Consider the following 13745-nt stretch of genomic DNA (forward strand, 5'->3'; position numbering starts at 1 on the left):
CTTGCGGGTTTGCTTGCGCTTGCCAGCGTACTCGGCGTCGGCGAAGGTCATCTGCTTCATCGGGAAACTCGGTGGGTGGGGTCGCGGTATTTTGCCAAATCAGAAAGTCTTTTTCAGAGTTTCCCTAACGCCACGTACGGCAGATGTCGATCAAGCACTTGCAGAGTGCCGATTTCATAAAATTAAGCAGTACCAGTGGATACTTGCCGAAGCTTACGAGGGGTTTGAAGACTTTCTCGAAGAAGCCTATGCGGCAGCTGCGATGCGGAAGCCGAGTGTCTGGTGGATGGCAGATTTCGGGAATGTTACGCCAGGTGAGGTGGATGAAACGGACTTTGAATGGTTGCTGGATCGCGCTCGCCGAAAGAAAGATCGCCCATACAGCATTACTGAAAGGTTCAGAGCCAGCTCAGAGGACTTTAAGAAATTTGAGTGTGGGAATAAAAGGGGGACTAACTTTCGGGTTGGACTAGTAGTGATTGAAAAGCTGCGGCACATTATAGTTCACAACAACGGTTATATCGATGACATTGAATCAGTCGTCTCCAAGTCTGTTGGGCAGGCAGGCAAGGACGGTCGATTCAAAGTTTCGATGAGGGAAATTTTTGATACGTATTGTGAGCTGCATGACGGGCGAAATTTAATTAGCTTGTTAGAGGTGTCGGTTGGTACAGATGATCCTTTGTATCGGTTGAATGCGGTCAACGACACGCTAGATCAGTTGTTAAGAGTTCTAGTTGAGTACGCGGCCCTCATCACCAATACGGTCGAGAAATTTGCTCGTCCGGCTTGATGGCAAACAGTCGTTCCTGCCCGCTCGATAGCTGTCTCATCATGCTGGTGATCCCCCTCCGGCCAATGAAACAATTTTGCCGCAGACCAGGCAGATGAGCTATTTTTTCAACAGAATCGGTCGACTTAGGTCGCTCAAGACCAGCAAGCGTGCGGGGCAAATCCGGCTCTGCCGACAAGTCAAATAAAAGATAAGTGGTCAAGTCAGTTCAACTACGCACTTATCACTTTTCAATAATTTTCTTTTAGGTATATAGGAGTTAAGTGTATAGGTGGTTCTGTCGCTGAGTTGATATAATTAAAATATAAGCGCCCAAAAATAAGAAATGTAAAATAGCAAAAAAACAATAAGAATAAAAGTGATTAGCATGAAAGAAAGGCAATTATTAAAAGACGCATACGACCGGAATCGATGGAAATCTGTCATTACTATCGCAAACTCAATGTCAAACTTGGAAAGAGTTTGCGCGATAGTTGAACTGTCTATGCACATCAAAAGCCGTAGAGCTGATCTAGATTTTGAGCACAAACTTACAGCAGAAGATAAGAGAACACTTGTGGCAACAGCCAGATTCATCGGATATGAATGTGTGCTTTTCGATATCAGTCAGACTCCGGTAATAAATGACATGGAGCTGGTCGCCCATTTGTTGTCAAACCTTGATGAGCGGCATGGATTTAAAGCTCACAAGGCATGCATTGACGCTATCAAAGCTGGACAACACGACATAGCCATCATGCTTGTTGAGTGGCTTATTCGGATTAAATATAGTCACGTTGAAGTATATGGAATCTTCATTTCTGCGTATTCCTCCAGGATAATGTCACGCAAAATATTCGACATCATCGTTATGTCAGGGTATATCGTCCCGATTCTGAATCAAGCTCGCGTTGGTTTGATGGATCTCCATTCTAATTTCATAGAGTTGGTCGCTGGACTTGACGATGAAACGAAGATAAAAGTATTTGAAAAATTGTGAGCAGTAATCTTGGAATTACCCATTCTACGTTTTAGCTGGTTTAGAGGGCGGAACACTTTAATTTATGCTTCACTGGAGTTTCAGGAAGCTTTGTAAGTGATTTTATTCAGGCCGTAGAAAATAAAAAGCTGGTCTAAGTTCGCTGTAGAAAGCCCTTTGAGGCTGTGGTTGATGGAAAGCTTCATTTCGGTAGCGTAACAGCTTTATATGAAGTGGAACTGGCTGGAAAATTCGTAAGCCGGGATATTAAAATCATCTGATTTATGATTTTAAGTGGGTTCTAGTGTGAGTATTAGGCCCGCGCGAGGGCCTTTTTTATGGCTGTGGATTTTGAAAGGTCGGGGTGAAGGGCTTTCCGGGCGTGTAGCGCTGATACCAAGTGCCTTTAGGGGATTCTTCCGGGATGAAAATAATGCCAAAAAGTAGCAGGAGTATCTGGAGAAGGGCATTGATTATGTCCTGTATTTCCTCTTCTTTGGATTTGAAGCTGATGTAGATTCTGCGCCTGCTTGCGACAAAGACGTAGTATCGAGTTCTGACTGTAGTGACTTCATATTCGCCTTCAATTCGTCTTGCAATCTCAGCCTCAAGCTCTGAAATGGTTTCTGGATCATATTCAATACCTTCTTGTGTCGTTAGTTTCTGCCATGTGAGGCGTGATCTTTTTAACTGTCGGCCACTGATTAGCTTGCCGTTGTGCTCAAAAGTTACGCCTTTGGGTTGGCCGTTTTCGTCTTTTGTGAGATGTATATAAACCTTTTGTTGTCTTAATAAGCGTACAAACATAAACATATCACCACTGTGTTCAGTGGTTTTTTCGATGGCGCCTGCAATTTTGGCGATCATTTTGTGTTTAAAAGGCAAGTCGTTATTTGCAATGGCTGACTGCATTTCCGCGTGAGTAATGGCAGTGCCCCAGGTTTCTGTTGGTTTTGGGGCTTTATGAAGACAGTATTCATCTTCAATTTCGGATACTGAGTTGACGTTTTTCTTGCGCTCGTTGCTATCGCTTGTCATGCGAAAGCCGTCTTCAAGTCGAATGCGATTTGCCACGATATGGACGTGTTGGTGATCAGTGTCCTCGTGCAAAACTGCCACATATTTGTTAGTGCCGGTAAAGCCAAGATCACGCATGTATTTTTTAATGGCGTTGTCCCACTGTATTTTCGTCAGTTTTTCGCCGGGGCGCAGTGAAAGCATTGCGTGAAATACGGGCTTAATGTCTTGATTGGAGTCGATAGAAGACTTACGCAGTTTCTCTACTTCGTCGAATTCGGAAATAACGGCTTTGATCTCATCTTTATTTCCGGTCTGAATTTCCGGCAGAGGGTCTCTGGCAAAGAAGTTTCCGCCGACTGTTTTAATCAAAGAAATCGCATGATCGTGCTTAGAGAGACCGAAAATATATTTAATTCGGTTCTCAAAACTGCCAGTGCTCTTTGGGAAGATTTTACCAATCATGACTTCACCGCCATTAAAATGCGGGTGAGTCTCAACAAAAGCGGTTGGGATTCGCGAGAATGACTAGTGTTGTTAAGCATGCCGCTCAAAGTCGAAGCGATGGCAAGGCCTTCAAAAGACTCAGGAGATAGAACTAACTTGTCTTTTGGAGTGCCATTTATAACGTGATCACGAACGTAAGCACTGATGGTGTCATAGCCAGCAGCTTCTGCTTTCTTCTCGGTCTTTTCTTTTTCTTCTGATGAGAGACGGAAAGTTACTGATGAGCTTTTGTTTGCGTGTGCCATGGTAGTACCTTTTTATTATTGTTTTAATAGCGCAACCCACGAAGTGGAGTGAGCAGGCCAGTTGATATTTGGCCAGGGGGCCTTAATATTCGTCTTACATAGACACAACTGGCTAAGAAGATCTTATAGATGTATTATTACATATGAGATGCAGGTTATTCAGGTTTTTTATTGACATATAACCGAAAATAGTTTGCCGTCAATAGCATGAGGGCTCTATCGATATTATTATCCTGCGCGTTTAAATGCCATATGATTCTAGTATCGCAAGCATACTAGCAATATTGATTGTTTTATCGCTATGATCCTGCATGTCTTAATGTCATACGTTTCTAGTATCGCAAGTATACTGGTCATATTCAGCGTTTTATCGTTATCGTCCTGTGCGCTTAAATGTCATACGCTTCTAGTATCGCAAACATACTAGGCTTTTTAAGTGCTTTATCGTTATCATCCTTGTATGTTGGCATGCGATACGATCTTGGTTATAAATAACTAACAAAAGTAGCAATAAAAACACTTGACCTAAGCATTAATATTAGTTGCATTATTTGCCACCTTAATCACCTACACCCCTTGATTTCAGCGGGTTTTGTGTGATTTTAGGGCTCAAAAACACCCCAAAAAGCAGTGCCTCACCGGGCTCTCTGAGTGGCACGTTGGGCATTTTAAGTGGCATTTTGGGCTCTCATAGAGGCAGAATGGGCACTGAAATGACTACTGAACCAGCTGGTCATGCCGCGAGAGCTTTCACCGAAAAGCGGCGTGGGGAGCGCGGGGAGTGTGGGGGAATTTTGGGGGAGCGTTCCCCCATAAGCATGTTGAAGCCTGACGTGTCATGCTTGGTCAAGTCATTGAAAAATAAGGGAAATATTTCTACAGGCCAGTGGTTACGGGGGCTAAAAACGGATTCGAAATCCGTTGTATCAGCGATGGTACCTAGGGTTCAAATCCCTATCTTCCCGCCATATTGAAGTAAGCAAAGCCCGCTGAAGTCTTGATAGATTCCAGCGGGCTTTTTTGTGGGGCGCAGGTTTAGGGTAAAACTGTCCTAAAAATGCTCCATGTCCTTCTTTTTTATGCTGTTCCCTTCGGCAGCGCTTACTTGCAGGTTAGCGGGGCAGGGGCTGGATCTTTTTCACAGCTTCAAGCCAGTCAGCATTGAGTTGCAGTTGGTCAATATCCATATCCAGTTCTTCCATACGTTCCTGGTGTTGGTTGATTTCCGCCACCGCTTCACTCAGGGCGCTGGAGTTGCCATCCAACTGGTGCATTTGGGTCAGGCCCAGGTGGTAGAAGCGCAGGAGCTGCATGGCGGCTGGGTCGCGGGCGGCGACGCCAGCTTTGACGTGGTGCATCAGGTTGGTCACGCGCATCAGGCTGCGTTTCAGGCGCCAGCCGTACACGGCAGCGGCCATAAAGGGCTGTGGCCACAGCACTACGCGCACCAAGACCACGGTCAGAGCTAATGCGGCGATAACCCCACCAAGGTTCCAGCGGAAGTTGTCACCGCCTGGGGTGCCGAATAGCAGCACAGCGCTGCTCGACAGCAGCATGGCCAGGGCGACGAAGATCGCCGCGATAGTCAGGGTGCTGCGGCGGGTTTGCTGACGGTAGATTTCAGGAGTGCGGTGCTGGATTTTGAACATCGGGGCCACGGTAATTCTCACTTGAGCAGGTGGTAGCGGCGTTGCTTACGGGTTGGGGCGGGCAGGCCGGGTTGTCGAGGCATGCTCCCAATGCTGCAAATTATGCGCGATTGCTCGGCAACAGGTATCTTCGCCCATACGTTGACCGCATCGCTTAAGGATTTACCGGGTTTATGAGTCGTACTGTGTTTCAGGTTGTGATTATCTGCGTGGCAGCGCTGTGTTCGAGCACCGCGTTGGCCAAGGTCGAGGTGCAGGCCGGGCAGCACAAGACGCTCGGGCGGGTTTTGCTGGCCAAGGTCTCCGAGGATATTGCGCCGGGCGATTACGAGGCGCTGCTCAAGGGCATCAAAGCCAACCCGGGCAAGTACGCGAAGAAAATCGTCATGCTCGACAGCATCGGCGGCAGCGTATCCGAGGCCATTCGCATGGGGCGTTTGCTGCGTGAAACCGGCTTCGACGCTTTGGTGCCGTCCACCGGGGTGTGCCAGGGCAGTTGCGTGTACCTGCTGGCGGCGGGGCATGGCAAAAGCGTGCGCGGTTATGTGGGGATTCACAGGCCGTATTATGCGGGCAGTGATTCGGTGCATTCGGCATCTGCCTTCGGGCCGAGCCGCGCCACTCAAACCGCCTATTTCAAGGAAATGCAGATTCCGCCGGAACTGCTTGCGGCGATCAACAGCACCGAGCCGCGGCGCATGCGCGTGCTGACGCCGGCTGAGCTGGCGCGCTATCGCTTGAAGTGAGGCGGTCGCTTGCTTGCCAGCGTTGGCGCGCTGTCAGCTGGTGCGGTGCCTTTCGAAGAAGCTCATGACCTGCTTGCTGGCGTCCTCGCGGGGCATGTCGTAGCGCTGCTGCACCAGGTTGGTCAGTTTCTGCGCGTCGCCTTCGGATTTGATCAGTTCATCCAGGGTCAGCTCGTCCCAGACAATCAGGGCGAGGCCGGCCAGTTTGCGCCAGTTTTTCTGGATGATTTCGGCAAGGGGTCTGCTCATGTGTGGTGCTCCTGAGTTTACCGCGCTGGGCCGGTTGCGCGGTCAGAGCGGAATTGTGCTGATGCCAGCCTGTCAAAGCTGAGGTCGTCAGTCGGTGCGCTACAGCGCTTATGCGGGTTTGCGTACCGACGCCATGGCGCTGCGCCGATAGCCTGATTGCCGCGCCGTAGGTGAAATGGCGTGGCAATTGCTCTATTTAGAGCCTCATGGGCCTGTTCTGGCATGCCTGCAGTCAATTCAAGGATATGCCGCAATGTCGATGATCGAACCTGTGCTGCTGACGGCTGCACGCGTCTGTACCTTTGCCGGGGAGCAGTTGCTGACCAACGCCAGCGGCTTTTACTTCGCCCGCGATGAGCGTCTGTTCTTGGTAACCAGTCGGCACGTGATGATTGATGAGCCGAGCCAGCATTTTCCCGATCGTATCGAGATCGAAGTGCACACCGATTTGCACAATGTGGCGCAGACCACCGGCTTCTCCATGCTGCTCTATCGCGATGGCCAGAGCCTCTGGCGGCAGGGCTGCGATGGCGCCGGTGATGTGGATGTGGCGGTGCTGGAGATCGAGCGCGCGGCGCTGCCAGAGAGCATGGTCTATCACGCCTTTACTCCGGAGCATCTGCTGCAGCCGCAAACCCCGGTCGAGGTTGGCACATCCTTGCTGGTGGTGGGTTTCCCACTGGGTTTTCACGACACCCTGCACCATATCGCGGTGGTGCGGCATGCCGTGGTGGCGTCGTCATTCGGCCTGCGTTTTCAGGGCCAGGGGTACTTTCTGACCGATGCCCGCACACACCGCGGTACCAGTGGTGCGCCAGTGGTAATGCGCATACCGGACAGCGAGACAGATGAGTTGCCATGGGTGCTGCTGGGCGTGCATTCGGCGCGGCTTGATCTGGGTAGCCGGGATCTAGAGGTGGACGAGGCCCTAGGGCTCAATTGCACCTGGTATGCCGATATTCTGCTGACCCTGACTCAGTAAGGACCTGGGCTCAACGTTGCTGCTGCAGCTCGGGTGCAGCGGCCATGTTGATGTCCTTGACCAGGCCGGATGTGGCCCTGATCACCTCGCGTGCCATGCGGGTCTCCTGCTCGTTGTGGGTCTGTGCCACTAGCACCACATCACCGTGAGTAATCGCCTTGCTCACCAGCTTGGCAAGGCGTCCGTGATGCTGGCCAGCGCCGGATGAGGCGCCGATCACACTGCCGAGAAAACCGCCGATAAAGCCCCCCATGCCCATCAGGGAGAAGGGCGCAAGGATCGGGCTGGCGTGGAACAGGCTGACTTCACTGACGATCAACGCCACCGCGATCAAGGCACCAATGCCGATACCAATACCGGTATCAATAGCGATGTCGACCAGCATGTCCTTGAGCACCTTGTTGCTTTTCGCCTGCGGTGCAGGAGCGGGTGGGGCATCGGCATTGCCTGCAACGATCTCCAGCTGTTCGTGGTGCATGCCGCGCTGAATCAGCTGGGCAAGCGCCTGTTCAGCAGTGCTGCGTTGGGTAAAGAAGCCTGAAACGTGGTGGCGATAGAGGTCCATCTTGCTGCTCCTGATCGTGAGCTGTCATCGACGACCGAACGCAAGCTTAAGTCGCGTAAATGGGCGTGTCTGTGCGCCTGCGTACGCAGGGCGCATCGCGACACCCGCGATTGTGCGGTCTATGCGCGCCAGCGTACCGACAGGACTGTGCCGAGCTGCGATTGTCGCTCCAGGCGAGCTGCAGCCGTGGCGTAAATGCCGTGTTTCAAGGTGGCGTTTAGCCTGCAGTTGCCTGTGCATTAATCGTCGGAGATGCGCCATGAAAATTCACTACCGCCCGCTCTTGCTGGCGTTTGCCATTGCCTATGCCGTCCTTGCCGTGAGCAGTCTGCTGATTGCCATGAGCCTGGCGCAGAGCGCCATGCCATAGGTCATTGATCTGGCGACCGAGAATGCTGTCTGCCGCGCTGATCGAGCGCTGTGGCTTAGCCCACCTGGGCCCGTGTGCGGCGAAAGCTGTGGCGTGCTTACCCGTAATTGTTTTTGAGGACATTCCTATGAACAGGACTTCATCCATCGTTGATGGCATGGCTGCGTTGCGTTTTGCCGGCCTTTGCGCCGGGCTGCTGATGCTCAGCGCCTGCGCTTCACCGCCCCTGCCGCCAAGCCAGGCGTTGCAAGCTGCCGAATCGGCGATCAGCAATGCCGAACAGGCCCGTGTGGCCGATTACGCCTCACCAGAGCTGGGTGTCGCTCGGGAAAAACTGACCGCCGCCAATATGGCTGTGCAGCGTGAGGAGATGCTGCTCGCCGAGCGCCTGGCAGACCAGTCGCGGGTAGAAGCCGAGCTGGCCCTGGCCAAGTCACAGGCGACCAAAGCCAAGGTAGTCAATGACGAAATGCAGAAAAGCACCAACAGCCTGAAACAGGAAATGCAACGCAACACGGGAGCTCAACAATGAACCTTGCTCATAACGCGAAGCACCTGCTGCTGGTCAGCGCAATCAGCCTTGCGCTGGCCGGCTGCGCCGCTAAACCGAGCATGCCGGAAGGCGCCGCCGATGTGCGCGGCAAACTCACCCGCTTGCAAGCCGATCCACAGCTGAATACTCGCGCGCCTGTCGCGCTCAAGGCTGCTGAAGATGCGGTGATCGTCGCCGAGCAGCCGCGCAAGGATCAGGACGCAGAGCAGGCCCTGGGCCAGCATCTGGTGGTGATGGCTGACCGCAAAGTGGAAATTGCCACGGCGCTGGCGCAGACACGCTTCTACGAGGATCAGCGCAAAATCCTCAGCCAGCAGCGTGAAGGCGCGCGTCTGGATTCGCGCACCCGCGAGGCCGATCAGGCGCAGCTGCAGAACAGCCAGTTGCAGCAACAGATTGATGAGCTGAATGCCAAGCAAACCGAACGTGGCTTGGTCATGACCCTGGGTGATCTGCTATTCGCTACCGGGCGCTCGGAGTTGCGTGCGGGTACGGCCAATAACCTCGGCAAGCTGGCGATTTTTCTCGGCCAGCATCCTGAGCGCCAAGTACTGATTGAAGGGCATACCGATAACGTCGGCAGCGAAGAAATGAACCTGAGCCTGTCGCAACGTCGCGCCGACTCGGTGATGCATTACCTGACCAATCAGGGCGTTTCCCCAAGCCGCCTGGGTGCTTCGGGTAAGGGCGAGAGCATGCCAGTTGCCGGTAATGAGTCGGCTTCAGGTCGGCAGATGAACCGGCGGGTGGAAATCATCATCAGCCATGACATGGCATCACAACGCTGATGCCATGTTCTGACCTGCAGCCTTTGTAGGTCAGCTAAGCGCAGGTCGGAGCCCTTCCGACCTGCACGGCTGTACACCACTGTCTGGCAGCTTTTCCAGGCGGCTAGGCGAACTGCACCGGGCAGCGCTCCGGGCCTTCCAGCTTACGAATTTCGTCGATCACTTGTGGCCGTGCGTAGTGCAACACCAGATGCCGCTGCTGGCTGTGCAGGCGGCGTGCTTCCTGGTGCAGCATGGTGACGCCGGCGTAGTCGATAAAGTTGATATGCCGCGCATCGATCATCACCCACGCTGCGCCGCTACGTTGCAGGCGTTGCTGCAGGTAATGACAGGCACCGAAGAAGATCGAACCTTCGATACACAGCCATTCCTGCTCGCCGTCCTGCCACTGGCGCACGCGCGGCTGTGAAGTGCGCTTGAGGTAGACGATCAGTGAGGCCAGTACGCCGGCGTAGATGGCGCTTTGCAGCTCCAGTACCAGGGTCGCCAGCACGGTCAGCAGCATCACCAGAAACTCACTGCGGCTCACGCGCTTCAGGGCTTTAACGGCCGTGAGGTCGAACAGTCCCCAGCAGATCAGCAGAATGCTCGCCGCCATGGCGGGAATCGGCACATAGGCAAACAGGCGGCTGCCATACAAGGCGAACAATGCCACTAGCAGGGCAGCGAACACCCCGGCCATAGGCGAGCAGGCGCCGGCTTGCTGGTTGAGTGCTGAGCGGGTGAAGGAGCCGGCCGACAGCGAACCGCCGAACCAGGGACCGATGATATTCGACAGGCCCTGGGCACGGACTTCCTGATTGGCATCGAACAGTTGCTGGGATTTATCTGCCAGGGCGCGGGCAATCGACAGGCTGGTGACCAGCCCGAGTAAACCGCAGGCCACTGCCGCGGGCAGCAGTTGCAGGATGTGGGTGAGGTTGAACTCCAGCAGCGCGAAGGGCGGCAGGCTGCCTACAAAACGGCTGACCAGTGCAACGTGGCCAAGCTGCCCCGGCCAGGCCATGACCAGCAGGCTGGCGGCCACAATCCCGATCAGTAAAGCCGGCGCCCGCGGCCACAAGCGCCTGCACAACAGGCTGATGGCCAAGGTGAACAGCGCTACGACCAGGGTGCGCCAGTCACTCTCGGCCAGGTGCTCGCCGAGGCTGAGCAGGCTCGTGAGCGCGGTGGCTTGGCTGGTGACGGTGAGGCCGAGCAGGTTGGGCAACTGGCCGATGCCGATCACCAGTGCGGCGCCCAGGGTGAAGCCGAGCACCACCGAGTGCGAAACGAAATTCACCAGTGCGCCGAAGCGCAGCAGCCCGAGTAGCCATTGGCACACACCGGCTAACAGGGTCAGCAGCAGTATCAGGGCAATAAAGTGGTCGCTGCCCGGTGTCGCCATCGGGCTGACACTGCTGAACAGCACGATGGAGATCGCGGCGGTGGGGCCGCAGATCAGAAAGCTAGAGGAGCCCCACAGGCAGGCGATCAGCACCGGCACGATGGCCGCGTACAAGCCGTATTGCGGCGGTAGCCCGGCGATCAGGGCGTAGGCGATGGATTGCGGCAGCGCGAGAATGGCGCCGTTGAGTCCCACCAGCAGGTCTTTACCGAGGCTGCGTTTGCTGCAATGCGGCAGCCAGCGCAAAAAGGGCAACAGGGTCTGAAGGCGGAGCAAGGGCATGCGTGAGCTTCTTTTGCAGGCGATGGACAAGGCCGCTGCACAGCAGCGGCTCGTCTACTTTAGGGAATCAAGCCGGCCGATTCAAAGCTTGGCGTTAACTGCCGCCAGACCATCACCGCCAGTGCGGCTGGTTACGCCCTCAAGCCAACCGGCAACCACCGCTGGATTGGCCTTGAGCCACGTCTTGATTGCTTCATCGTTGCTGGCTTGCTTGCTCAGCACTTTATCCATGATGGCGTTCTCCATTTCCTGGGTGAATTTCAGGTTGCTCAGCAGCTTGCCGACATTCGGGCACTGCGCGGCATAGCCTTTGCGGGCCAGGGTGTTGACGCTGCCGCTGGCACCGAAGTACTTCTCGCCGCCCTTGAGGTAGCGCATGTCGTATTGCACGTTCATCGGGTGCGGGGTCCAGCCCAGGAACACCACAAATTGCTCGCGCTTCACTGCGCGGCCAACCTGCACCAACATGGCCTGTTCACTGGATTCGACCAGGCTCCAGTCCTTGAGACCGAATTCGTCGGCGGCGATCATCTTCTGGATGGATTCGTTGGCCGGTGCGCCGGAACCGATGCCATAGATCTTGCGGCTGAACTTGTCGGCATGCTGATCGAGGTCAGCAAAGGTTTTCACCCCAGCCTCATAGGCGTAGGTGGGCACGGCCAGGGTGTACTCGGTGCCGCCGAGGTTTTCCACCAGTTGCTCGACTTCACCGCTGCTGACGAACTTGTCGTAGTTGCTCTGCTGCGCGGGCATCCAGTTGCCGAGAAACACATCCACCTGACCTTTCTGCAGCCCGGCGAAAATGATCGGCACGGCCAGGGTCTGCGGCTGCGCCTTGTAGCCCAGGCCGTCGAGCAGGAAGCTGGCGATGCCATTGGTCACGGCAATATCACTCCAACCCGGATCACCGAGTTTCACCGTGGCGCAACTGGCGTCTTCGGCGAAGGTATAGCTGCTGGCGGCCAGTAACAGGCCACCGATAAGTGCTGTGCGAAGTGTGTGCATGGCAATGTCCTCTTGAATTATTAGTTTTGGATCAACGCGGCAGTGGCTTGCAATCAGGGTTGCGGAAAACGGGCGCGACGTTCGAGGTCGTCGAGATCAATGTGGTTGCGCATGTACTGTTGGCTGGCATCGACCATTGGCTGATGGTCCCAGCTGGTCAGGTGCCCCTGGGTCAGGGCGCTGGCAACAAAACGCCGGCGACGCTGGCTGGCCAGAGTGGCCTGATGAATCGCCTGCATGTCCCAGCGCGCCTGGGCCTGGTTGATAAAGTCAGCCAGCCGGCTTTGGTGCTCAGCGGACTCTGCCAGGTTTTCGCGCTCTTGCGGGTCGTGGCGCAGGTTGAACAGCAGCAGGGGGTCGTGTTCTGAATAGATAAATTTCCACTCGCCCTGGCGGATCATCATCAGCGGGCTGATGCTGCCTTCGGCCATGTATTCGCCAATCACTTCATCGTGGCCCTGGCGCCCTTCGAGGTGTGCCAGCAGCGAGCGGCCATCCAGCGGCAGGTCGGTTTGCAGCGTGCCACCAGCCAGTTCTACCAGGGTCGGCAGCAGGTCCATGGTCGAGACGTTCTGGCTTACCCGGCGCGCAGCAAACTGCTTGGGTGCATGCACCAGCAACGGCACGCGGGCGGCCATTTCAAACCAATGCATTTTGTACCAGAGGCCACGCTCACCCAGCATGTCGCCGTGGTCGCCGGAGAACACGATGATGGTGTTGTCGCTCAGGTTGCAGTCCTTGAGGGTTTTCAGCAGCTTGCCGATGTTGCTGTCGATATAGCTGCAGGCACCGAAGTAGGCGCGGCGCGCGTCCTTAATCTTCTGTTCGGGCAGCGGCTTGTCCCACAGGTCGATGACTTTCATCAGGCGTTGCGAATGTGGGTCTTGCTCATTCTGCGCGATGGTGTGGCGCGGCAGAGGAATGTCCTCATCGCGGTAGAGGTCCCAAAACTCGGCCGGGATGGTGTAGGGGTCATGCGGGTGGGTCATCGACACGGTCAGGCAGAAAGGCTGATCACCGTCGCGGCGCACGTGGTCATACAGATACTGCTGGGCCTTGAACACCACCTCTTCATCAAAATCCAGCTGGTTGGTGCGCACGCATGGTCCGGCTTGCAGCACCGACGACATGTTGTGGTACCAGCTGGCGCGCACATCCGGCTCATCCCAGTTCACCGCCCAGCCGTAGTCGGCGGGGTAGATGTCGCTGGTCAGGCGCTCTTCATAGCCATGCAGCTGATCCGGGCCGCAGAAATGCATCTTGCCCGACAGCGCGGTGCGATAACCCAGACGGCGCAGGTAATGGGCGTAGGTCGGTACATCAGCGGGGAAGTCGGCAGCGTTGTCATAAGCGCCGATCTTCGAGGGCAGTTGGCCGCTGACCAGGGTAAAGCGCGACGGCGCGCACAGTGGGCTGTTGCAATAGGCCGCATCGAACACCACAGCCTCGGCGGCCAGGCGCATCAGGTTGGGCATCTGGATCGGTGAGGCGGCATCGTGCAGCGGCAGAATCGGCGCGGCCATCTGATCGGCCATGATAAAGAGGATATTCGGGCGTTTCATGGCAGCCGGTATTCCATATAAAAGATTTATGCGACAGTGCTGGCTTGATCATCCGGCTTAGCAAAAGCTGGGTAAACCTGCTGCCAG

Annotated in this window: 14 protein-coding genes; 6 read left to right on the forward strand and 8 right to left on the reverse strand. The window is 55.0% G+C overall.

The window, feature by feature from the left end:
• Nucleotides 1–793: hypothetical protein (locus HBN63_RS05515; RefSeq protein WP_170048698.1), on the forward strand; the 793-nt coding region annotated here is incomplete at its 5' end.
• 367 nt (nucleotides 794–1160) lie between these two features.
• Nucleotides 1161–1772: a hypothetical protein gene (locus HBN63_RS05520; protein ID WP_170048699.1), complete on the forward strand. Its 612-nt coding sequence runs from the start codon at nucleotides 1161–1163 to the stop codon at nucleotides 1770–1772.
• A 315-nt stretch (nucleotides 1773–2087) separates the two neighbouring features.
• Here HBN63_RS05520 and HBN63_RS05525 read toward each other — a convergent pair whose 3' ends face one another.
• The 3 genes from HBN63_RS05525 to HBN63_RS05535 form a co-directional block, all read right to left on the reverse strand.
• Complete coding sequence (locus HBN63_RS05525) at nucleotides 2088–3233, reverse strand: relaxase/mobilization nuclease domain-containing protein (protein ID WP_170048700.1); 1146 nt, start codon at nucleotides 3231–3233, stop codon at nucleotides 2088–2090.
• Nucleotides 3230–3520 carry a hypothetical protein gene (locus HBN63_RS05530; RefSeq protein ID WP_170048701.1) on the reverse strand — a complete coding sequence of 97 codons (291 nt, stop codon included), beginning with the start codon at nucleotides 3518–3520 and terminating at the stop codon, nucleotides 3230–3232. Before HBN63_RS05530 ends, HBN63_RS05525 begins: the two co-directional genes overlap by 4 nt.
• Nucleotides 3521–4632: 1112 nt before the next feature.
• A complete protein-coding gene (locus tag HBN63_RS05535; protein WP_170048888.1) occupies nucleotides 4633–5169 on the reverse strand; it encodes a DUF3087 domain-containing protein in 537 nt (178 codons plus the stop codon).
• Nucleotides 5170–5342: 173 nt separating this feature from the next.
• On the opposite strand from HBN63_RS05535, the gene HBN63_RS05540 reads away from it, so the two are divergent.
• Nucleotides 5343–5915: a hypothetical protein gene (locus HBN63_RS05540; RefSeq protein WP_167144868.1), complete on the forward strand. Its 573-nt coding sequence runs from the start codon at nucleotides 5343–5345 to the stop codon at nucleotides 5913–5915.
• A gap of 33 nt (nucleotides 5916–5948) precedes the next feature.
• On the opposite strand, the gene HBN63_RS05545 is transcribed toward HBN63_RS05540, so the two are convergent.
• Nucleotides 5949–6164, reverse strand: coding sequence for a general stress protein CsbD (locus HBN63_RS05545; RefSeq protein ID WP_090252854.1), 216 nt, complete (start codon nucleotides 6162–6164; stop codon nucleotides 5949–5951).
• Nucleotides 6165–6417: 253 nt separating this feature from the next.
• On the opposite strand from HBN63_RS05545, the gene HBN63_RS05550 reads away from it, so the two are divergent.
• Nucleotides 6418–7146 carry a serine protease gene (locus HBN63_RS05550; RefSeq protein WP_262498891.1) on the forward strand — a complete coding sequence of 243 codons (729 nt, stop codon included), beginning with the start codon at nucleotides 6418–6420 and terminating at the stop codon, nucleotides 7144–7146.
• Between the two features lie 10 nt (nucleotides 7147–7156).
• On the opposite strand, the gene HBN63_RS05555 is transcribed toward HBN63_RS05550, so the two are convergent.
• On the reverse strand, nucleotides 7157–7711 hold the full coding sequence (locus tag HBN63_RS05555) for a hypothetical protein (protein ID WP_170048702.1): 555 nt from the start codon (nucleotides 7709–7711) through the stop codon (nucleotides 7157–7159).
• A gap of 497 nt (nucleotides 7712–8208) precedes the next feature.
• On the opposite strand from HBN63_RS05555, the gene HBN63_RS05560 reads away from it, so the two are divergent.
• Both HBN63_RS05560 and HBN63_RS05565 read left to right on the forward strand, forming a co-directional pair.
• Nucleotides 8209–8613 (forward strand): DUF4398 domain-containing protein, encoded by a 405-nt coding sequence (locus HBN63_RS05560; protein WP_241693772.1) that lies wholly within the window; start codon nucleotides 8209–8211, stop codon nucleotides 8611–8613.
• On the forward strand, nucleotides 8610–9422 hold the full coding sequence (locus HBN63_RS05565) for an OmpA family protein (RefSeq protein WP_170048703.1): 813 nt from the start codon (nucleotides 8610–8612) through the stop codon (nucleotides 9420–9422). The genes HBN63_RS05560 and HBN63_RS05565 overlap by 4 nt, the downstream gene beginning before the upstream one ends.
• 103 nt (nucleotides 9423–9525) lie before the next feature.
• On the opposite strand, the gene HBN63_RS05570 is transcribed toward HBN63_RS05565, so the two are convergent.
• The 3 genes from HBN63_RS05570 to betC all read right to left on the reverse strand — a co-directional run bounded on the left by HBN63_RS05570 (nucleotide 9526) and on the right by betC (nucleotide 13658).
• Nucleotides 9526–11091, reverse strand: coding sequence for a SulP family inorganic anion transporter (locus HBN63_RS05570; protein WP_170048704.1), 1566 nt, complete (start codon nucleotides 11089–11091; stop codon nucleotides 9526–9528).
• Nucleotides 11092–11172: 81 nt separating this feature from the next.
• Complete coding sequence (choX, locus tag HBN63_RS05575) at nucleotides 11173–12096, reverse strand: choline ABC transporter substrate-binding protein (protein WP_170048705.1); 924 nt, start codon at nucleotides 12094–12096, stop codon at nucleotides 11173–11175.
• Nucleotides 12097–12149: 53 nt separating this feature from the next.
• Nucleotides 12150–13658, reverse strand: coding sequence for a choline-sulfatase (gene betC / locus HBN63_RS05580; protein WP_170048706.1), 1509 nt, complete (start codon nucleotides 13656–13658; stop codon nucleotides 12150–12152).
• Nucleotides 13659–13745 lie beyond the last annotated feature (87 nt).

It is taken from the genome of Pseudomonas sp. WS 5011, assembly GCF_012985775.1.
Classification (GTDB): Bacteria; Pseudomonadota; Gammaproteobacteria; order Pseudomonadales; family Pseudomonadaceae; genus Aquipseudomonas; species Aquipseudomonas peli.